The 20,342-nt window shown below is 50.0% G+C and carries 19 protein-coding genes; 16 read left to right on the top strand and 3 right to left on the bottom strand.

From position 1 onward, the window contains the following. The first annotated feature begins 256 nt into the window (after positions 1-256). Positions 257-3,988 (top strand): S8 family serine peptidase, encoded by a 3,732-nt coding sequence (locus H141_RS0113825; RefSeq protein WP_019676875.1) that lies wholly within the window; start codon positions 257-259, stop codon positions 3,986-3,988. Positions 3,989-4,067: 79 nt separating this feature from the next. On the opposite strand, the gene hslO is transcribed toward H141_RS0113825, so the two are convergent. Further along, positions 4,068-4,913: an Hsp33 family molecular chaperone HslO gene (gene hslO, locus H141_RS0113820; RefSeq protein ID WP_019676874.1), complete on the bottom strand. Its 846-nt coding sequence runs from the start codon at positions 4,911-4,913 to the stop codon at positions 4,068-4,070. Positions 4,914-4,923: 10 nt separating this feature from the next. Further along, positions 4,924-5,334 carry a ribosome-associated heat shock protein Hsp15 gene (gene hslR / locus H141_RS0113815; protein WP_019676873.1) on the bottom strand — a complete coding sequence of 137 codons (411 nt, stop codon included), beginning with the start codon at positions 5,332-5,334 and terminating at the stop codon, positions 4,924-4,926. 168 nt (positions 5,335-5,502) lie between these two features. Here hslR and gspC point away from each other — a divergent pair, with 168 nt between their 5' ends. The 12 genes from gspC to H141_RS0113755 all read left to right on the top strand — a co-directional run bounded on the left by gspC (position 5,503) and on the right by H141_RS0113755 (position 16,823). Beyond that, on the top strand, positions 5,503-6,441 hold the full coding sequence (gspC, locus tag H141_RS0113810; protein ID WP_051090413.1) for a type II secretion system protein GspC: 939 nt from the start codon (positions 5,503-5,505) through the stop codon (positions 6,439-6,441). A gap of 111 nt (positions 6,442-6,552) precedes the next feature. Next, positions 6,553-8,586, top strand: a complete 2,034-nt coding sequence (gene gspD / locus H141_RS0113805; RefSeq protein WP_240473129.1) for a type II secretion system secretin GspD — start codon at positions 6,553-6,555, stop codon at positions 8,584-8,586. Next, complete coding sequence (gspE, locus tag H141_RS0113800; protein WP_019676870.1) at positions 8,586-10,097, top strand: type II secretion system ATPase GspE; 1,512 nt, start codon at positions 8,586-8,588, stop codon at positions 10,095-10,097. Before gspD ends, gspE begins: the two co-directional genes overlap by 1 nt. Further along, a complete protein-coding gene (gspF, locus tag H141_RS0113795; protein ID WP_019676869.1) occupies positions 10,097-11,317 on the top strand; it encodes a type II secretion system inner membrane protein GspF in 1,221 nt (406 codons plus the stop codon). Before gspE ends, gspF begins: the two co-directional genes overlap by 1 nt. A gap of 1 nt (position 11,318) precedes the next feature. Next, positions 11,319-11,762 (top strand): type II secretion system major pseudopilin GspG, encoded by a 444-nt coding sequence (gene gspG / locus H141_RS0113790; protein WP_019676868.1) that lies wholly within the window; start codon positions 11,319-11,321, stop codon positions 11,760-11,762. Continuing rightward, the gene (gene gspH / locus H141_RS0113785) at positions 11,762-12,349 is read left to right on the top strand and encodes a type II secretion system minor pseudopilin GspH (RefSeq protein ID WP_019676867.1); all 588 of its coding nucleotides are present in this window, start codon (positions 11,762-11,764) and stop codon (positions 12,347-12,349) included. The genes gspG and gspH overlap by 1 nt, the downstream gene beginning before the upstream one ends. Beyond that, positions 12,349-12,717 (top strand): type II secretion system minor pseudopilin GspI, encoded by a 369-nt coding sequence (gspI, locus tag H141_RS0113780; RefSeq protein WP_019676866.1) that lies wholly within the window; start codon positions 12,349-12,351, stop codon positions 12,715-12,717. Before gspH ends, gspI begins: the two co-directional genes overlap by 1 nt. After that, positions 12,710-13,438, top strand: a complete 729-nt coding sequence (gene gspJ, locus H141_RS0113775; protein ID WP_019676865.1) for a type II secretion system minor pseudopilin GspJ — start codon at positions 12,710-12,712, stop codon at positions 13,436-13,438. The genes gspI and gspJ overlap by 8 nt, the downstream gene beginning before the upstream one ends. Next, positions 13,438-14,424, top strand: a complete 987-nt coding sequence (gene gspK, locus H141_RS0113770; RefSeq protein ID WP_019676864.1) for a type II secretion system minor pseudopilin GspK — start codon at positions 13,438-13,440, stop codon at positions 14,422-14,424. Before gspJ ends, gspK begins: the two co-directional genes overlap by 1 nt. Further along, a complete protein-coding gene (gspL, locus tag H141_RS0113765; RefSeq protein ID WP_019676863.1) occupies positions 14,421-15,611 on the top strand; it encodes a type II secretion system protein GspL in 1,191 nt (396 codons plus the stop codon). The genes gspK and gspL overlap by 4 nt, the downstream gene beginning before the upstream one ends. Continuing rightward, positions 15,608-16,078, top strand: coding sequence for a type II secretion system protein GspM (gene gspM, locus H141_RS0113760; protein ID WP_019676862.1), 471 nt, complete (start codon positions 15,608-15,610; stop codon positions 16,076-16,078). Before gspL ends, gspM begins: the two co-directional genes overlap by 4 nt. Before the next feature lies 1 nt (position 16,079). Then, positions 16,080-16,823 carry a type II secretion system protein N gene (locus H141_RS0113755; protein WP_019676861.1) on the top strand — a complete coding sequence of 248 codons (744 nt, stop codon included), beginning with the start codon at positions 16,080-16,082 and terminating at the stop codon, positions 16,821-16,823. 18 nt (positions 16,824-16,841) lie between these two features. Here H141_RS0113755 and yrfG read toward each other — a convergent pair whose 3' ends face one another. Then, positions 16,842-17,531, bottom strand: coding sequence for a GMP/IMP nucleotidase (yrfG, locus tag H141_RS0113750; protein WP_019676860.1), 690 nt, complete (start codon positions 17,529-17,531; stop codon positions 16,842-16,844). A 59-nt stretch (positions 17,532-17,590) separates the two neighbouring features. On the opposite strand from yrfG, the gene nudE reads away from it, so the two are divergent. From nudE to pckA, 3 genes are all read left to right on the top strand, one after another. Continuing rightward, positions 17,591-18,178: an ADP compounds hydrolase NudE gene (gene nudE, locus H141_RS0113745; RefSeq protein ID WP_019676859.1), complete on the top strand. Its 588-nt coding sequence runs from the start codon at positions 17,591-17,593 to the stop codon at positions 18,176-18,178. Continuing rightward, positions 18,156-18,986: a 3'(2'),5'-bisphosphate nucleotidase CysQ gene (gene cysQ, locus H141_RS0113740; protein WP_019676858.1), complete on the top strand. Its 831-nt coding sequence runs from the start codon at positions 18,156-18,158 to the stop codon at positions 18,984-18,986. The genes nudE and cysQ overlap by 23 nt, the downstream gene beginning before the upstream one ends. 214 nt (positions 18,987-19,200) lie before the next feature. Next, the coding region (pckA, locus tag H141_RS0113735) for a phosphoenolpyruvate carboxykinase (ATP) (RefSeq protein WP_019676857.1) at positions 19,201-20,342 on the top strand (1,142 nt) is incomplete at its 3' end.

The following is a 20,342-nucleotide window of genomic DNA, read 5'->3' as shown; positions in this document are numbered from 1 at the left end:
AGTTGACTTTATTTAGACTGACTTCTAAATTCTTTTATAATTTTACTATTACATCTGATTTTATCTGTGATAAAACCAATATGCTAGTCATCAAATTAAAACTCATTTTATTGGCTACCAGCCGTTAGGCGAAAGCTGGATAACAGATAAAAATTAACGTTATATGTGCTTTGAGCTAAATCCTCTTTAGCAGCACGGTCACGCAAAAATAATATAAAGTACAACAGCAGCACAAAAGGAGTATACCTTGGGAACCATGAATAAAGCTTTATTGGCGACGGCTATCAGCCTCGCTATTTCTGGCACAGCAAATGCGAGCATTGAACAATACCGAGCTGGTTTTGGCCAAAGCGTGCACGAAGTCATTGGCAAAGTTACCGTTAGCCTGAATGAACAGGAGCAAGCTCCAAGCGCTTGGTTTGTAGTCTTAAATGCTCCGGCAGCGGGTGCAGCATTGTCTGGATCTGACTTTGATCAGCAACGTGCTCAGCTCTATGTTGCTCAGGCAGAACAAGCCCAGCAGCAAGTAAGTGCAGCATTAATGCAATTGGATACCGATGCACAAATTCTGCTTACGACGAAAAACCTGGCAGCAGGTCTGGTGGTCAATGCCTCTGCTCAGGCATTAAATGCATTGCAGCAAAATCCATTGGTGGCGTCTATTATGCCACTTTACGACAGTGAGCTGCATGTGGCCGATAGTGCTGCCTATATTAAGGCAGTGCAAACTGTTCAGTCTGGTAAGGCAACTGGCGAAGGTGTGCGGGTAGCAATCCTGGATACCGGTATCGATTATACCCATGCTGCCTTCGGTGGCCCAGGCACTGCAGAAGCTTATGCAGCGGCAATGGCCGACCCAACTGCCGCACCAAGCTGGCCTCAAGGTCAGGTGGTGGGTGGATATGATTTCATCAATATGGACCCGGACCCAATTGACCCACCGTTTGCTGGTCACGGCACTTCAGTGGCGCACTCTGTTTCGGGTATTGCACCAAACGTTCAATTGTATGGTTACACTGTTTGTGAGCAATTTTGTCCTGCTGTGGCGCAAATAGGCGCTTTGGAAGCGGCAATGGATCCAAATGGTGATGGCAATCTGGCTGATCGGGTTGATATTGTTAACATGTCACTGGGTGGTCAGTTTGGCTCAACTCAAACTCAATCTGGGGCCCAATTTTTAATTCAGCGTGCCGCTGAGTTGGGTGTAAATATGGTCATCTCAGCCGGCAACGACGGCAATGTGCCATTCAGGGTCGGCGGCCCCAGCACTACCCCTAACGCCCTATCTGTGGGTGCGATGACTCATCCAACTGGAATGGTAGGTGTCTTTAGCAGTGCTCAAATTGACGGCGACACCGTAGCGATGGTTGCTGCCGGTTTTAACCCGGATTTTAACTTTTCCTTTAATTCAACTGACGCGCCGTTAGTGCTGGTACCTGGCCCATACACTGCCTGTGACGCCCTGGCCGAAGATGTTGACCTGACTGGTAAAGCGGTGCTGATTTCCCGTGGTGTTTGTGCATTCGTGCAAAAAGTGATGAATGCGCAGGAACGTGGTGCAGCTTTTGTTATTATTGCCAATAGCAATCCGGGCGAAGCTCCGTTTGTAATGGGTGGCGGAGATGCCAATATCTCCATTCCATCAGTGATGGTTAGCAAAGCTGTTGGTGATGCAATGCGCGATAAGCTGCTAGAAAATATAGCAGTGAGTTATGCTATTACTTCAGAAGCGAAATCAGGCGCTGGCGCGGTAGCGGGTTTCACTTCACGTGGGCCATCAATGGATGGTTTATTAAAACCTGAAATTACTGCGCCTGGCGTAAATATCATGGTAGCTGATGTTGGTTCAGGTGACGGTTTGGCACCTGCAACAGGGACGTCATTCTCTGGCCCTATTACCGCTGGTGCTGCAGCGCTGGTGCGAGGTGCTCTGCCAGAACGGAATGCCTTTGAAATAAAAGCCACCATGATGAACACCGCTAATATGACGGTCCATCGTCAATCGGTTGAGATAAACCCGGACGCGGCATTAGCGCCAATCAGTATGATTGGTTCCGGCTTGGTTGATGTTGAAAAAGCGGTTAACAGCCCGGTGGCTGCCTGGGTGTATAGTGCTGAGCACAATACTCGGCAAGCGGCGTTGTCATTTGGTTTACAGACATTGTCAGAAACCAGCAGCATGACTAAAACGGTTAGCCTGAAAAACTTCAGCGATCAGGCAAAAACCTATTCACTGTCAATCAGTGACCGTTTTGCTGATAAAACGGAAACAGCAGCATTAAGCTGGCAGTACCCTGCGACTGTTACCGTGCAACCAGGCCAAACCATCAACTTTGATGTCACTGTGACCGTTAACCCTGCCAATTTACCTGACTTTACGCTGTCTAACGGGGTAACCTGGATGTCGTTAATGGCGGCGCAAATGATGGATCAGTCGGAATACGACGGTGCCTTAATCTTTAATGACACCAGTACAAGCACCAGCCATGATCTCCATCTGGTGTATCACATGGTACCAAAAGCGGCCGGTAAGCTGGCGTTAAGCAGTGAGATGGCGGCTGATCAGATTGCGTTGAAATTGACCAACACCGGTGTAATTGACGTTGAGCCTTTTGCCTCAGCACTGGTTGCAACATCTCCTGTCAACCCTGCGTTACAACCTATGCATGATATCCGGGCGATAACCATGGATATTGCAAGTGCGCCTTGGTGTAGCAGCGGTTATGCACTATATCCATCCATCCATCTGGAAGGTGGGTTAAACCATCTGTTGCAGGGCAATTATGCGCTGGATCTGGATATCGATAATGACGGTATGCTTGATTACACAATGAATACCTTGCTGGTAACCCGCTTTGGCCCTGCCTACGCCGCTTTCCCGGGTGTGATGGTGTCTTTTAATACGGCTTACGGCACGCTGTCTGGTGCGTTTGGAGACGTGTATCACTATGCTGGTGGTAAGCAGGTTACGCTGGAGTCTTGTTTTGAAGACGTTGGCTTAACCGCTTCGGATATCGGACGTACTATTACGGCACGGTTCCGTACCGATACCAACAGCTTCTCGCTCTTTGCAAACTCTATTGCGGATCAGGTGATTACTCCGGTGGAAATAGCAGCCTCTCCGGCAATTGGGTTAGTAAGTGAGCTGCCAGTTGGGCCAGCAGGTGTTAGCAATGTTGATGAAGTCGTTGATACTGCAGTGGAAGTGTTAGCACCAGGTGAGTCAGCGTTCGTCATGCGTGCCAGCGATGATAATCGCAGCTTTGTAATGATGTCGGGCCAGGCAGAAGCGGTTGCAATTGCTAATTTTGCCGCACCAATGGCACAACCTGTTGTTACTGCAGGACAGACCCTGAATGTTAACGAAAATGCGGCTAATGGCACTGTTGTCGGTCAGTTGTCAGCTACCGCTGATTTCCGTAGCGCGATTACCGAGTTTGTAACTCTGGCAAGTACATCTGATGCAGTTGTATTGCAGGCTGATGGTTCTGTGGTAGTGGCAAATTCTGCAATACTGGATTTCGAAGCTGGAATGACTCAGATAGAAATGGAAGTTGCGGCCCTTGATTCTAACGGCGGTGTTTCTGCACCGGTTACTGTGACAGTTATGGTAAATAACGTGCCAGATGAGCAGCCAGTGGTAACGGTAAACATGACTACTCCTGAGTTGCGGGTCGGCAGTGCTGCTGGCATGACGCTTGGGAATGTGGCGGTTGCAGTTACTGAAGCTAATGCCAGTCTGGCTTCTGTCAGCACCAATAACCCGCTGTTTAAGGTTGAGAATGGTCAGTTGAAGTTAGCCAGAATGCCGGTTAAATCTGATGTCAAGGTGCATACTGTCATGATTACGGCAACCGACAGCTCTGGTATGCAGGGCTCGGCTAATGCTCAGGTCACAGTTAACAAGGGCTCAGGCGGCAGCTTTGGGATCTTTGGTTTACTGCTACTGCCATTAGCATTGCTGCGTCGTCGCAACAAAGCTAACTAAGGTGTTTTAAAACAAAGTCACTTTAAGATAAATTAAGTGAGTTACCAAAAAAACGCCCCGCAGTCGCGGGGCGTTTTTATTACAGCTGGTTGCTTATCTGCTGCAACTCGTCTGCGCTAAACAGATACTGCGTATTGCAATACTCACAGGTCATCTCCAGCTTTCCCTCAGCAATATGCTCGCCAAGGGCTTCTTTGCCAATGCTATACAGAGCCGTTTCGCATTTTTGGCGGGAGCAACCACAAACAAATCTGACATCCTGCGCCGAAAATAATTCTACTTGCTCCTGATGAAACAACCGGTACAGCATTTGCTCTGCAGGCAGGGTTAGTAATTCGTCGGCGGTAACAGTGTCGGCCAGTACCACCAACTCGGCAAAATCCTCGACCGCTTTTTGCGGTTCAACCGGCAGTACCTGCAGCATTAAACCAGCGGCGATGTTTTGTTGGGAAATGTCAGTATAAATGTACAAGCGGGTGGGTAGCTGTTCGGACTGGGCGAAATAGCCTTCCAGCGTACTGGTCAGGGTAGCGCCGGTTAATGGAATTATGCCCTGGTAGCGCTCTCCCTGCCGTGGGGTTATGGTCACAATCATGTAACCTTCGCCAATCAGCTCGCGAAAACTGCTGCCGCTAAGCTCTGCCTGCAGTCGCACCATGGCCCGGAAATTTTGTTGGTTGTCACCATTAACAGCGGCAAACTTAACCGGGCCCTCGCCTTGTAACTGCACTGCAATTTCGCCATCTAACTTCAGGGTGGCAGTAATTAAACTGGTTGCCACCACTAACTCAGCCAGCAATTGTTTAACCGGCAACGGATAATGATGATTTTTCAGCATCTGGTCCAGGCTATCTGTCAGCTGCACCAGCTCGCCTCTGACGTGTTTTTGCTGAAACAAAAAACGGTGTAACTTATCCGGATTCATAAAGTCTCTCTTACTGCTTGGATTTTAAAAGTAATAACTGGCGACGCATTTTTTTATCTGGCTTAGTGTCCGGGTGTGGGGCAAACAGACTGTTGGTTTTCCGCAGCTCCGCCCGGGCGAGGCGTTGTTCAGTGCTGGCGGCGGTTTCCTGATACAAAGCCTGCGCCAGTGGCGCAGCCAGACGTCTTTCAGACAAGCCCATTACGATAACTGTCTTGTCATCGGTCCCCTGGGCCAACTTAATGGTGGCGCCAATTTCGACCTGGCGGCTTGCTTTGCAGCGCTGGTCATTATAGTGTACTTTGCCGCCTTCAATCATGCTTTTAGCCAGGGCGCGGGTTTTGTAAAAACGGCAGGCCCAGAGCCATTTATCCAGCCTGATGCTGTCGTTTTGCTGTGTAGCGGCCGGTGATGAAGTCATAATTATCCTGTATGCTGAACTGAATGTGCATTATAGTGCCAAACAATGGCTGAAGCGTAGCCCCGGCCATATTTTCACTGTTAGTGTTTTGTGAAAATGTCGGCAGGCACTTGTTGGCATGCTGACAACTGAGTAAGATGAAACCGAATTTATTATAAGAAAGCTGAAATGAATCTGTCCTTGTCGATGCAAGAGTTAAATCGCGTTAGCCAGCGCCTGCCGGTAAGCACCTTACGCAAGCTAGTGAACCTGGTTCTGGTGCTGTTGCTTGCCTGGTTGCTGGCACGTTTAAGCTGGCAGCTGTTGCCAGCGCCTGAAGCTGCAGGTCCGGTTTTGCTGCAACAAACCGCGCCAGTATCGACAGGCAAAGCGGCTACCGATCTCGAGCAACTGCTAAGTTATTCACTATTTGGTAAGGTTACTGCCGAGCCACAAAGGGCAGCGCCAGTTGTTACTGAAGCGCCAAAAACCCAACTCAATGTTAAGCTGACCGGTGTGGTTGCCCAGGCTAATCCAAACAGTGGCAGTGCCATTATAGAAAGCCGCGGTAGCGAAGGTACTTATGCCATCGATGACACCATAGAAGGCACCAATGCGGTATTAAAACAGGTGCTAATTGACCGGGTATTAATTCAGCAAGCTGGCCGTTTCGAAACACTGATGCTGGACGGTATTGAATATACCAGAATGGCGCAAGCCAATGCCGGCCTGGGGCGCGAAGATAACCCGGAACCCAGCTACGAAAACGAATTAGTTGTTTCGCCGCAGGCAGCGGCGCCGACTCTGGATGATAGTGATTTAGGAATAAGCCGCGATGAACTGCTGGCAGAGCCTATGAAGTTTTTTGATTATATCCGGGTATCACCGCAGCATGACAACAGTGGTGTCCTGCTGGGTTACCGTTTAATGCCGGGTAAAGACCCTGCGCTGTTTAATCAGCTGGGGCTTCAGCAGAATGACCTGGCGTTAGAGATTAACGGTATCCCGCTAAACGATATGCAACAGGCAATGCGGGTTATTAACGACCTCAGAGATGCCAGTGAAGCAGCGATTAAAATAGAACGTGACGGCGAAATCAGAGATATTCTGTTTAGTCTTTCGCAATAAAATAATTAGATAACAATTGGTTAAATTCTCATGATATCAGGTGGTTTTTTCAGGGGTTCAGGACGTGTATTAGCAGGATTACTAGCTGGCGCCGTTTTTAGTTTCGCGGTATTGGCTGATACTGAACAAGTGCAGTATTCACCAAATTTTAAAGGTACTGATATTAACGAGTTTATTAATATCGTTGGTATGAACCTGAAAAAAACTATTATTGTTGACCCGCAGGTGCGTGGCCGGATAAATGTCCGTAGTTATGAAATGCTTAATGAAGAGCAGTACTACCAGTTTTTCTTAAATGTACTGGAAGTATACAGCTTTGCTGTTGTGGAAATGGAAAGCGGTATCTTAAAAGTTGTGCGCAACAAAGATGCTAAAACATCCAATATACCAGTGGTGGGGGATGACGATCCCGGATACGGCGATGAGATGGTTACCCGCGTGGTACAGGTGCGGAACGTATCAGTGCGCGAGTTGGCACCTTTACTGCGCCAGTTCAGTAATCAGGCCGGTGGTGGCCATGTAGTAAACTATGACCCCTCTAACGTTATTATGATGACGGGGCCAGCGGCTGTGGTAAACCGGATAGTCGATATTATTCAGCGGGTAGATAAAGCCGGCGATCAGGAACTGGAAATTCTGAAACTGGAATTTGCTTCAGCTGGCGAAATTGTCCGGATTCTGGAAAGCATTTATAAAAGCCAGGGCCGGGCGGAGCAGCCTGATTTCCTGATCCCGAAAATTGTGGCTGATGAGCGCACCAACAGCGTGATTGTCAGTGGCGAATTACAAGCCCGGCAGCGGGTAATTGAGCTGGCCAGGCGGCTGGATGCCGAGCTGAAAACCAGCGGCAATACCCGGGTTTATTATTTGAAATATGCCAAAGCAGAAGAGCTGGTGCCGGTACTAAAAGGCGTAAGCGAATCTATTGTGGCTGAAGTGCAGGGCGGTGCAGGAACAGCGGCTGCCCAGGGGGGCCGGCGTACTCAAAGCTCTGGCCGGGAAATCAGTATTGAGGCCCATGCCGACAGCAACTCGCTGGTCGTTACCGCTCAGCCCGATATGATGCGCTCGTTAGAAGATGTTATCCGCCAGCTGGATATCCGCCGTGCTCAGGTACTGGTAGAGGCTATTATTGTTGAAGTATTTGAAGGCGATGGCACTGACTTTGGCGTGCAGTGGATCAACGCTAATGCGGGTGGCACTAATTTTAGCAGCGGTAATACTATACCAATCATAGGGGTCGCGGCAGGTGCCGTTCAGGCATCACAAATTACGCGGGGAACCGAACAAACTGTTGCGAATCCAAGTGGCGGATCAACAACAACCCGGACTCCTGATTCTAATCGCGATTACTCTGGGCTGGCAACGGCATTGCAAGGCTTAAATGGAGCCTTATTAGGTTTTGTACAAGGCGACTGGGCGGCACTTCTACAAGCGGTTCGCACCAGTACCAATTCTAATGTGCTGGCCACGCCGCATATTACTACGATGGATAATCAGGAAGCATTTTTCTTAGTCGGGCAGGAAGTGCCGGTGATCACCGGCTCTACCACAGGCGCCAACAATACTAACCCGTTCCAGCAGGTACAACGGCAGGAAGTGGGGATTAAGCTGAAAGTGACCCCGCAAATTAATGAAGGCAATGCCGTGCAACTTACCATAGAGCAGGAGGTGTCGAGCATTGGTGGTGCAACGGCTGTGGATATCACTATTAATAAGCGGGAAATTAAAACCACGGTAATGACCGACGATGGTGCCACTGTGGTATTGGGCGGTTTAATTGATGAAGATGTACAAGAAAGTGAATCCAAGGTGCCATTGCTTGGCGATATTCCTTTGTTAGGCCATTTATTTAAATCAACCAGTGTTACCAAGCAAAAGCGTAACCTGATGGTATTTATTAAGGCCACTATAGTGCGGGAGGGTTCGGCAATTTCCGGTATTTCCAAAGCCAAATATAACCATATCCGGGCCGAGCAATTACTGCGTGATGAACAAGGTATCCGCTTAATGCCTAATACCAAACAAGTGGTATTGCCGGAGTGGGATGATTCGCTGGTTTTACCGCCAACCTTTGACCGCTTTATGGAAGAGCAGCAACAGCAACCGGCTGAGCAGCAGCCCGCTACCGGAACACGCGACTGATGGAAGGCCTGGTAGCAGAAGAAGAAGTTAAACCGGTCAGCAGCCGTATCCGGCTGCCGTTTAGTTTTGCCAAACGCCATGGGGTACTGCTGCAACAACAGCAGCAAGGCTGGCTGCTGTATGTGCAACCTGGCACCCGGCCAGAATCGGTGTTGGAAGTGCGGCGTTTACTGGCCGAGAGTTTTAGCGTGACGGCATTGTCGGCGACCGAATTTGAAGCTTTGCTGGAAGCCAGCTATCAGCGCGATTCTTCCGAAGCCCAACAGTTAATGGAAGATATTGGCAATGAGGTTAATCTGGCCTCGCTGGCTGATGATATTCCGGAAACCGAAGATTTACTGGAAAATGAAGACGATGCGCCCATCATCAAGCTGATCAACGCCATGCTGGGTGAGGCGATTAAACTTGGCGCGTCTGACATTCATATCGAAACCTTTGAAAAAGCGCTGATTATCCGTTTCCGGGTTGATGGTTTGCTTCGTGAAGTACTGCGACCTAACCGCCGTTTGTCCAGCTTGCTGGTATCGCGGATTAAAGTAATGTCAAAAATGGACATCGCCGAGAAACGGGTGCCGCAAGATGGCAGGATCAGCCTGCGGATTGCCGGCCGGGCTGTCGATGTCCGGGTATCCACTATGCCGTCAAGCCATGGTGAGCGGGTGGTGCTACGCTTGCTGGATAAAAATAACTCGCACTTAAATCTGGCCGACCTTGGCATGACCCTGGCAGTGCAGCAGGCGTTTTCCAAACTGATTTTGAAACCGCATGGCATTATTCTGGTTACCGGACCCACTGGTTCCGGTAAAAGCACTACTTTATATGCCGGCTTAACGGAAATTAATACCAAAGACCGCAACATTCTTACCGTCGAAGACCCAATAGAATATGAGCTGGAAGGCGTAGGCCAGACTCAGGTAAATACCAAGGTTAATATGACCTTTGCCCGTGGTCTGCGGGCAATACTGCGCCAGGACCCGGATGTGGTCATGGTAGGTGAAATTCGTGATCTGGAAACAGCGCAAATCGCCGTGCAGGCCAGTTTAACCGGCCACCTGGTATTGTCTACCCTGCACACCAATACTGCTGCGGGTGCGATTACCCGCTTAGAAGACATGGGCGTTGAAGCGTTTTTATTATCATCCAGTTTACTCGGGGTATTGGCCCAGCGGCTGGTGCGCACCTTGTGTAGTCACTGTAAAGAATTACACGATCCGGATAAGGAAGAGCGTAATCTACTGGGCATCAGCAAAAAAGAGGGCCAGCAGATATATCGTGCCAAAGGCTGTGAGCATTGCAACTATACCGGCTATCGCGGCCGCACCGGGATCCATGAGCTGCTGCAGGTTGATGAAACCATTCGCGAGATGATCCATAACGGCAAAGGCGAGCAGTCTATCGAAAAGTATGCCCGGGCGCATTGCCCCAGTATCCGGCTGGATGGTTTCAGCAAGGTGCTGGCTGGCGAAACCACCCTGGAAGAGGTGTTGCGCGTTACCCGTGAGGATGTGTAATGGCAGCATTTGAGTATCAGGCGCTCGATTTACGCGGCAAGAAGAATAAAGGGGTATTGGAGGCTGACAATGCCCGCCATGCCCGGCAGATGCTGCGTGAGCAAAAACTGCAACCACTCAGCGTAGAGCTGGCGTCGCAACAGGAAAAGCTGGTCGCTTCCGGACGCAACTGGTTAAGCCGGAAAATTTCTGCGGCAGAACTCGCCTTACTTACCCGCCAACTGGCGACGCTGGTAGAAGCCGCCCTGCCCATTGAAAGCGCCTTATTGGCTGTGGCTGAGCAATGTGAAAAGCCCCGTTTACAGAATATGATGATGGCGGTGCGCTCAAAAGTGGTGGAAGGCTATACCCTGGCAGAAGGTCTGGCGGAGTTTCCACACGTATTTGACCATTTGTTTCGCTCCATGGTGGCAGCGGGAGAAAAGTCCGGCCACTTGGAGCAAGTGCTGAACCGGCTGGCCGATTATACCGAGCAGCGCCAGTATATGCGCAGTCAGATTTTACAGGCGTTGTTATATCCGATAATTTTAACCTGCTTTGCGGTGCTGGTGATTAGTATTTTGCTGGCGGCGGTAGTACCAAAAATAGTCGGCCAATTCGAGCATATGGGCCAGTCGTTACCAGGCACCACCTTGTTTCTGATAGCGGCCAGTGATTTTATTCGAAACTACGGTGTCTTACTGCTGATCGCTATTATGCTGGCGGCAGTGTTCTGGCAACGGGCGCTGCGCAAACCTGAGCTTAAGTATCGCTGGGACCGCTTTACTTTGCGGCTGGGGATGTTTGGTAAGGTAAGCCGGGGCCTGAATACCGCCCGTTTCGCCCGTACCTTAAGTATTCTGAATGCCAGCTCAGTACCATTGCTAGAAGCGATGCGGATCAGTGCTGACGTGCTTAGCAATAGTTATATGAAAGAAGCGGTGGCTGATGCAACGGGCCGGGTGCGTGAAGGTACCTCGCTGCGAAATGCGCTGGAGCAGACGAAGATGTTTCCGCCAATGATGCTGCATATGATAGCCAGTGGTGAAAAAAGTGGTCAGCTGGACAGCATGCTGGAGCGCGCAGCTAATGCCCAGGATAAAGAATTTGAGTCGTTGGTAACAGTGTCGTTAAAAGTATTTGAACCTGTGCTGGTATCAGTAATGGCCGGCATGGTGTTATTTATTGTGATGGCAATATTGCAGCCCATTTTAGCGTTAAATAATATGGTAGGTGGTTAACATGTTAAGGCAGATACAAAAAGGCTTTACCTTACTTGAGGTAATGGTGGTAATCGTTATTCTGGGCATTATTGCCAGTATGGTAGTGCCAAATTTAATGGGTAATCAGGAGCAGGCCGCCCGTCAGAAAGTGGTAGTAGATATTCAGCAACTGGAAAGTGCGCTGGATATGTACCGCTTGCGCAACGGTTTTTACCCGACGACTGAACAAGGCATGCAAGCGCTGGTTACCGCCCCGACGTCTCAACCTGCGCCACGTTCTTTTCCGGAGGGTGGCTTTATCCGTCGCTTACCAAAGGACCCGTGGAACGAAGACTATATTCTGGTGAGCCCGGGTCAGCTTGGCAGGATTGATGTATACAGCAAAGGTCCGGATCGGGTAGCGGGAACTGATGACGATATTGGTAACTGGAACCTGGACGCGGCAGAAAGCGACAATAATTAATGCCAACCCGCCAGCCAGCCAGGTTGCGTCAAGCCGGCTTCACCTTGTTAGAAGTGATGTTGGTAATGCTGTTAATTGGTTTACTGGCTACTACCGTTGTGCTTAATTTCAGTGGTGACTCGCCAGAGCAACGGCTGCATAAAGAAACTGAACGCTTCCAGCAGGTTTTTCAGTTTATTGCTGAAACCGCTATGCTGAAACAGCAGGAGTGGGGCCTGGTACTGCAGCAAGGTAGTTACAGTTTTGTCTATTTTGATGGTGAAAAATGGCTACAGGCCGATGAACCGAAAGCGGCTGAAACCTATGAGTTAGCAGAAGATATCCGCCTACAACTGGAACTGGAGGGCCTGCCGGGATCAGAGCTAAGCTTATTAAGCCAGCTAAACTGGCAGCAAGCTGATGAGTTTGAAAACACCGATAGTGAGCAGCCGCCGGTACTACCGCAGGTATTTATTTTGTCATCAGGTGAAATCAGCCCATTCCGCTTAACTTTTCAACTGGGGGAACGGCTGGATCAGGTGAGCCAGACTGTTGGTACTGATTTTACCATCCCGCTGACCCGCTCAGATGTAATCACGGTGCGTTGATGAACAATCGCGGCTTTACCTTGTTAGAACTGCTGGTAGCGATGGCGATATTTGCCACCGCCGGCCTGGCAATAATGCAAGCCAGCTCTGGCCATATCCGGGCGCTTAGCCAGATAGAGGAACTGACGATTGCCGGTTATGTTGCTAACAACCAGTTGCACCTGGCAATGCTGGAATCCAACTGGCCGCCGCGGGAGTTATTGCAGGGGGAGGTGGAAATGGCTAACCGGCAATGGCTGTGGCGTCAGCAGGCCACTACTGTGCCCGACGCCGATTTACGGCAGCTGGTGGTAAGCATCAGTCTGGCTGAGCAGCCTGACGACGTGCTGTTGCAACTTACTACTTTTATAGGTAAGCCCAGTGGTTAAGCAGCAGGGTTTTACTTTTATTGAGATGTTACTGGCTACTGCCATTTTTGCGATGGTTGGGCTGGCCTCTGTTGCGGTGTTAACCAGTGTTACCAATAGCGATGAGTTATCGCAGGAAGCAACAGAAAGAATTCAGCAGTTACAGCGCACCATGCTGATGCTGGAGCGCGATTTTATGCAAATAAGCACCCGCCATGTCCGGTTGGATGGCGAAGCACCGGTTAAATACCGGCTGTACGGCGAGCAGTATTTATTGGATAGCGAAGATCACGGTTTGAGCTTTACCCGCCAGGGCTGGCGTAACCCGGGCCATATTCTGCCACGGGGCGAAGTTCAGCTGGTGGCGTACCGCTTAGAGCAAGGGGAGCTACAACGTTTGTTCAGCCTGTATGCCGATGCGGTGGCCGGAAGTGAACCGTTGAAACAGACGTTGCAACAAGATCTTACGGCGTTTTCAGTCAGCTATCTGCAGGGTGAGGAATGGCTGGAAAAATGGCAGGACAGCCTTATGCCAAAAGCCGTAAAAGTAACCCTGACGCATGAATATCTGGGGGAAATAGAACGGATATTTACCCTGCCGTCTGGGATGGTCGTGTCACGCATCGTCACTAATCCTGATCCGAATTCGTCCGGACAGGATCAGCAAGATAATAAGCGGGACAGCCCGGCAACCCCGGACAACCCAGGACAGCCTGATGATCAGCGGCGGGGGCGACGCTAATGCGACAAGTCGAGCGTGGCGCCGCCCTGATCACCGTATTAATGATTGTGGCGATAGTGGTAGTGATAGCGGTAAACATGACCGGACGCCTGCAATTACAATTACAACGCCAGCACAATCTGCAACAACAACAGCAGGCTTTCTGGTATGCAATGGGAGCGGAGCACTTCGCCAGGGTGTTGTTAAGCCGCAGTCTCAGCGGCGAGCAAACCGTAAATCTTGAGCAGGACTGGGCCCAAAGTGGCGCCAGCTTTCCGGTTGCTGATGGCAATATCGCCGGCGAAATCACTGATTTGCAAGCTTGCTTTAATTTAAATGCTTTGCAACGGGCAGGCCAGCGGGGGCCCTCTGGTAGAATTGAGCAGAGCGCAGCGCAGCGCAGTTTCAACCGTTTGCTTGAGCTGGTTGCCGCTGACTTGTCGATGCCGGCAGAGTATTTGGTTGCCAGGGTGCACGACTGGCTGGATGAAGACAGTTTGCTTAGTACTGCTGGTAGTGCAGAGGAAGATGATTACGCGTCATTACAGTTTCCGTATTACACTGCCAACTCGTTGATGGTGTCGACCAGTGAACTGAGGCTGATGCTGGATATTACGCCGGCAGATATGCAGCTGGTGCTACCTTATGTTTGTGTGATACCTGAAAATAGCCAGTTACAGATAAATATTAATACCCTGACCGAACAGACGGCGGTATTGCTGGCAGCGCTTGTGCCGGAACTCAGCGAAGCTGACGCTGTTGATATGATTGCCGATCGGCCGGAGGGGGGCTTTAACAGTGTCGATGAATTACTGGCATTGCCGCAACTGGCTGGTATGGAGATAGCAGATGATGTTAAAGCACTTTTAACGATAAAATCCAGTTACTTTCAGTTGCTCGCAACCACTTCTTATCTGGAAAGTGGTTTCGTGCTAACGTCAATATTCAGAGTAGATGATGATAATACAGTCAGGGTATTGGCCCGGCGATTTGGAGGCCAGGGGTGAGTGAACAGTTAATTATCAGGTTGGGGAGCCGGGCCGGCCAAACTATAAGCTGGCTGGTTTGGGCCAGCCATAGCGATGAGGTAATTGCGTCAGGCGAGATAGCCAGTGCTGACGAGCTGGGCCAACTTGCTGAGCGTTTGGGTGCCCGGCCTGCTATTGCTCTGGTACCAGCGTCTGATGTGGTGTTAAAGCAGGTTAGTTTGCCGACCCGGCCCACCCGGCAAATTTTGCAGGCACTGCCTTATATGCTGGAAGATGAGCAGGCAGAAGATATTGACCAGCTGTGGTTGGCGTTGGGTGCGTTAGAACAACATGACGGCCATTACCAGCAACAGGTTGCGGTAGTGCAACGAGAGCGAATGGACGGCTGGCTTAGCTGGTTGCAGGACGCCGGTTTTAACGTAGTAAGAATGCTGCCAGATGCGTTATTGCTGCCTGATAATCCATTGCCTGCCTGTATTGAGCTGAATACACAATGGCTGATTAAACAGGGGCCCTGGCAGGCCAGTGCTATCGACAGCAGCTGGTGGCCACAATATCTGGCGTTGGCCGCCCTGCCAAATATTGCCAGTTATAGCCCGTGGCCCGCTGATATTATGCAGTCCCAGCAAAGTATGGAACCTGAGCTGCCTTTAGCACTGCTGGCTCGCCAGCTGCAGCGGGTAAGCTTTACTTTGTTACAAGGGCCTTATGCACCAAAACGACAAGCCAATAAACAGTGGCAGCAGTGGCGCAGCACTATTGTATTGGCAGCAAGCTGTTTTGTGGCTTATCTGCTGGTGCAGGGCTTTTCTGTCTGGCAACTGGAGCGCCAGTTAATGCAGGTACAGCAACAAAGCCTGGCTGAGTATCAGCAAGCCTTTCCCGGCGAAACTATTGTTAATTTATCCCGCCAGGTCGAGCAGAAGCTGGCCTCAGTAGGTATGAGCGGCGAATCTGCGAATTTCCTGACTTTATTAAGTGCACTGCAACGTCAGTTAACAGCGGTGGGCGATATTAAAGTTGATAGTTTACGCTTCGATGCGGCCCGGACCGAACTGCGGTTCTCTGCTAATGCCGGCGGTTTTCAAAATTTCGAACGCTTAAAAACGGCGCTGGAAAGTGCCGGCTACGTCATTGAACAGGGTGCACTAAGCAATGACGGCGCCAGGGTGCAAGGTACAGTGGTGATGCGGAGCAGAACATGAAGCAACAAATACAAAACTGGTGGGCCGGTTTGGCGTTACGAGAGCAGCGGCTGGTTGTGATCGCGGCTGTAGTGCTGGCTGTTGGTGCCCTTTACTGGTTTATCTGGCAGCCTTTGCAGCAAGGATACGCCACTAAGCAAGCCGCGTTAAGTCAGGCTCAGCTGCAACTGGCAAAATTACAACAGGCGTTGCCACAGTTACAGCAGGCAGGGGCCAGTCAGGCCCGGGTTGGTGGCAGTCTGGCGCAGATTGTCAGTAACAGTTCCCGTACTTACAATATTCAGGTAAGCCGGATGCAACCGCAGAATGATCAATTGCAACTGGTGTTGGAAGACGTGCCTTTTGAGCAGTTACTGCGCTGGCTGGCCCAACTGCAAAGTACTAATGGCGTGAAACTGGTCAGTCTGGATGTGGCAAATACCGACAGCAGCGGCATTGTGCGGGTAAGGCGGATGGTAATCGAATAGTATGAAGTATTGGAAATTAGCCTTAGTAGCACTGGTCGCTTATCTGTTTTTTTTGTTGTATTTATTACCTGCTGCCTGGTTGGTGCATTGGCTGGGATTACCTGCCGGTATGCAACTTGGCCAGGTACAGGGTACCATCTGGCAAGGTTCAGTAACGGTTGCTCAATACCAGAATTTACAGTTGCAGCAGCTACGCTGGCAATTAAATGGCTGGTCGTTGTTGCGGTTGGCGCCGCAAATCAAAATAACCGCTGGCAGCGTTGGAGAACGTGAACAACCTTATGCCACAGCCAGTATAGCCTACAGTTTTAGTGGCCTTAATATGCAACAAGCATTGCTGCGATTACCTGTTAGCCAGTTGTTGCCACTATTAGAATTACCCTTACCTGTAGCGGCAAGTGGCGAGCTGATGGTTGAGGTGCAGGATTTTCAGCAGGGCAAGCCCTGGTGTAGCAGCCTTGCTGGCAATGCCAGCTGGCTGGATGCGCGGTTACAACCGCCTACCGGCACCTGGCTGGAGTTAAACAGCATAGTAGCCGACTTACGTTGCGAGCAAGGCAGCCCGGTACTGGTAACTGATGGCAATAACAGCCTGGGGCTGGCGGTCACTGCCGCTGTTGAAAATAACCGTTTAACGGTTAGTGGCACGCTAAAACCTGAAGCCAGCCTGCCGCAGGAAGTGCATCAGGCTATGAAGTTTGTTGGCCGGCCAGATGCACAGGGCCGCTATACCATCAGATTTTAGCGCTACTTGTGCTGGTGGCTAGTCCGCCGCTGACGGTAATTTCGAGTGCGCCAGAATATCTGCTAATAGCGGTGTGTAATCTGTAATGGCCGGAAACTCGTCGATGGTTCTGGCCTGTTGCTGACTGTCAGGGTTAGCCACTGCCAGTAAGTGTTTAATGCCAAAGTTTTGGGCGGCAGTCAGAATTGGCAGACTGTCGTCGACAAACAAAGTTGTTTCATTTTTAAAGCCAAGCCGTTGCTGCAGTTTTTGCCACAGTGCCCAACTCTCCTTCGTTACGCCAAATTCGTGAGTTGAAATCAGGGTATCGATATATTTGGCTAAATCGGTGCGCTCAAGTTTTAGCGATAAACTGTCCGGGTGCGCATTGGTCACTAACACAACCTCACGGCCAGACTGTTTAAGCGCGGTTAAAAATGCCGGTACATCCGGGCGCATCTGAATTTTATCCATTACTTCGCGTTTTAACTCAGTAATCGGCAGTTGCAACCGCTCTCCCCAGTAGTCGAGGCAGTACCACTGTATTTTGCCATTGAGCTCAGCATATTCACTTTGTAACTGACGTTTGGCCTCGGCCAGACTAATACCGCTGATTTCGGACCAGCGTTGTGGCAAATGTTCCAGCCAGAAATGGTTGTCAAAGTGTAAGTCAAGTAAGGTGCCATCCATATCCAGTAACACGGTATCAATTTCTGCCCAGTCCAGCATAGGTTTTTCCTGTTATTCGTTTTATAGTAACCACCGCAGATTGTAACAGAGGGTAAGTGATGACGCAGCGCCATACGAGCAAACAGGTACCGGAAATTCTGGCGCAGGAAATCGTGGCTCAAAGTAAGTTATTTAAAATTGAGCAGTTGCAGTTACGCTTTAGTAACGGTGCAGAGCGCACATATGAGCGAATGCGTGGCGCAGGTCGTGGCGCGGTAATGATAGTGGCCTGCCCGGACCCGGAGCATTTTTACCTGATCCGCGAATACAGCGCCGGCACTCATGATTACCAACTGGGTTTTCCAAAGGGCTTAATTGACCCGGGTGAAGATGTGCTGACGGCAGCGAATCGTGAATTAAAAGAAGAAATTGGCTTTGGTGCCGGCCGTTTTGTTACCTTAAAGTCACTGGCGCTCGCACCGGGATATTTTAATGCTACAATGCATATAGTTATGGCATTCGATTTATATCCCGAGCAGCAACAGGGAGATGAACCTGAACCGCTGGAACTCATCAGTTGGGCGCGCGGTGACAGTGACTTGTTACTACAGCAAGTTGATTTCACCGAAGCACGGAGCGTTGCCGCCCTGTTACTGGCACAGCAATACCTGGAAGCAAACCCGGATGTTTTTAAGCAAACTGCTTGAGAGTGTAAAACAGACCGCCCGCGAAGCCGGCCAGCATTTATGGCAGCTGTATCAAAGCGGGGATTTCGTTGCCGAACAAAAAGCCGATACCAGCCCGGTTACTTCAGCTGACCTTGCTGCTAACGCGATGATTATCGCCAGGCTGTCGGATCTGACCCCGGATATCCCGATAATATCTGAAGAAACTACCATTATGCCTTTAGCGCAGCGCCAGCACTGGCCGCGTTACTGGTTAATTGACCCAATGGATGGCACTCAGGAGTTTGTTGCCAGAAGTGGCGATTTTGCGGTTAGTATAGCGCTGGTGGAACATGGCTGGCCGGCACTGGGCGTTATTTACTGGCCAAAAGAAGATATTCTTTATTACGCCACCCGTGGTCACGGCTCTTTTAAACAACAACGCAATTTAATTAACCGCATCCAGGTGCATCAGCACCAGCAGGGTGAGGTGTTGCGGATTGCGGTTAGCCGGCGCCAGCCGTTACAACCTATAGTGGCCTTACTAAGCGAAAGGCAAACTGTTGAATATATTCCGTTGGGCAGTTGTTCGCTGAAAAGTTGCCTGGTGGCCGAGGGCAAAGCGGATTGTTATTTGCGGCTTGGCCCGACCGGTGAATGGGATACCGGTGCAGTGCATATTATTGTTGAAGAAGCCGGTGGCAAAATTCTTGATAGTCAGTTTGCGCCGCTTAGTTACAACCAGCGCGAAACCCTCGCTAACCCCGATTTTATGGTGATTGGTCAGGCAGACTTGCCGTGGCGTGAATTGATCCAGGCCAAGCCAACCACCCGGCCACTCATATCATAACCAATCATTTATTTTGCATAACTTTGCTATAGCCCAAGCAGCGCGTGGTTTACTGCGGTTTTAGCGATAATCTCAACTATCTTTTTTCTGCTGAAAACGCTAAGATACACGGGTATTTTTTGCGCAAAAACCAGGCTGTTGCCCAAAGAATAACATAATTAATAAGTCCGCTAGAGACTGCACCCTTACCTACAGTACCCTTAGGAGTTACATCATGTCCGATCTGGATCTGGGCCAATACGGCATTACAGATGTCACGGAAATCGTTTATAACCCATCATATGACTTATTGTTTGCGGAAGAAACCCGCAGTGATTTGCAAGGTTATGAACAAGGCAAACTGACCAAGCTGGGCGCGGTTTCGGTTGATACCGGTATCTTCACTGGCCGCTCCCCGAAAGATAAATATATTGTTCGTGACGACACCACCCGCGATACCGTCTGGTGGTCTGATCAAGGTAAGAACGACAATAAACCAATCAGTACTGCAGTATGGGCTGATTTAAAATCGCTGGTTACCCGTCAGTTATCAGGCAAACGTTTATTTGTGGTCGATACTTACTGTGGTGCCAACGCCGACACCCGTCTGGCCGTTCGCTTTATTACTGAAGTAGCCTGGCAGGCCCATTTCGTTAAAAACATGTTTATCCGGCCAACTGACGAAGAGCTGAAAAGCTATAAGCCTGATTTTATCGTAATGAATGGTGCTAAATGCACTAACCCGAACTGGCAGCAGCAGGGTTTAAACTCGGAAAACTTCGTGGCTTTTAACCTGACTGAACGTATTCAGTTAATAGGCGGTACCTGGTACGGCGGCGAAATGAAAAAAGGTATGTTCTCAATGATGAACTACTTTTTACCATTAAAAGGCATAGCGTCGATGCACTGCTCCGCTAACGTCGGTAAAGATGGCGATGTTGCAATATTCTTTGGCTTGTCTGGCACCGGCAAAACAACGCTGTCTACCGACCCGAAGCGGCAGCTGATTGGCGATGATGAGCATGGCTGGGACGACGATGGTGTATTTAACTTTGAAGGCGGCTGTTACGCTAAAACCATCAACTTGTCGCAGGAAAACGAACCGGATATTTATCAGGCTATTCGTCGTGACGCCCTGTTAGAAAACGTTAGCGTAGCCGCCGATGGCACTATCGATTTTGACGATGGTTCAAAAACCGAAAATACCCGGGTGTCTTACCCGATTTACCATATCGACAATATCGTTACACCGGTTTCGAAAGCCGGCCATGCCAAAAAGGTTATTTTCTTAACGGCTGATGCCTTCGGTGTATTGCCGCCGGTATCTAAGTTAACGAAGGAACAGGCTAAATATCACTTTTTATCAGGCTTTACCGC

It is taken from the genome of Arsukibacterium perlucidum DSM 18276 (assembly GCF_000382165.1).
Classification (GTDB): domain Bacteria; phylum Pseudomonadota; class Gammaproteobacteria; order Enterobacterales; family Alteromonadaceae; genus Alishewanella; species Alishewanella perlucidum.
This window is presented reverse-complemented; position numbering and strand designations above follow the sequence as displayed.

Excerpts from the sequence above, each read along its gene's own strand:
- H141_RS0113755 (WP_019676861.1), top strand. The coding sequence starts at position 16,080 with ATGAAGTATTGGAAATTAGCCTTAGTAGCACTGGTCGCTTATCTGTTT.
- hslR (WP_019676873.1), bottom strand. The coding sequence starts at position 5,334 with ATGACTTCATCACCGGCCGCTACACAGCAAAACGACAGCATCAGGCTG.
- gspG (WP_019676868.1), top strand. The coding sequence starts at position 11,319 with ATGTTAAGGCAGATACAAAAAGGCTTTACCTTACTTGAGGTAATGGTG.
- yrfG (WP_019676860.1), bottom strand. The coding sequence starts at position 17,531 with ATGCTGGACTGGGCAGAAATTGATACCGTGTTACTGGATATGGATGGC.
- nudE (WP_019676859.1), top strand. The coding sequence starts at position 17,591 with ATGACGCAGCGCCATACGAGCAAACAGGTACCGGAAATTCTGGCGCAG.
- cysQ (WP_019676858.1), top strand. The coding sequence starts at position 18,156 with ATGTTTTTAAGCAAACTGCTTGAGAGTGTAAAACAGACCGCCCGCGAA.
- gspM (WP_019676862.1), top strand. The coding sequence starts at position 15,608 with ATGAAGCAACAAATACAAAACTGGTGGGCCGGTTTGGCGTTACGAGAG.
- gspH (WP_019676867.1), top strand. The coding sequence starts at position 11,762 with ATGCCAACCCGCCAGCCAGCCAGGTTGCGTCAAGCCGGCTTCACCTTG.
- gspF (WP_019676869.1), top strand. The coding sequence starts at position 10,097 with ATGGCAGCATTTGAGTATCAGGCGCTCGATTTACGCGGCAAGAAGAAT.
- gspK (WP_019676864.1), top strand. The coding sequence starts at position 13,438 with ATGCGACAAGTCGAGCGTGGCGCCGCCCTGATCACCGTATTAATGATT.
- hslO (WP_019676874.1), bottom strand. The coding sequence starts at position 4,913 with ATGAATCCGGATAAGTTACACCGTTTTTTGTTTCAGCAAAAACACGTC.
- gspE (WP_019676870.1), top strand. The coding sequence starts at position 8,586 with ATGGAAGGCCTGGTAGCAGAAGAAGAAGTTAAACCGGTCAGCAGCCGT.
- H141_RS0113825 (WP_019676875.1), top strand. The coding sequence starts at position 257 with ATGAATAAAGCTTTATTGGCGACGGCTATCAGCCTCGCTATTTCTGGC.
- gspC (WP_051090413.1), top strand. The coding sequence starts at position 5,503 with ATGAATCTGTCCTTGTCGATGCAAGAGTTAAATCGCGTTAGCCAGCGC.
- gspI (WP_019676866.1), top strand. The coding sequence starts at position 12,349 with ATGAACAATCGCGGCTTTACCTTGTTAGAACTGCTGGTAGCGATGGCG.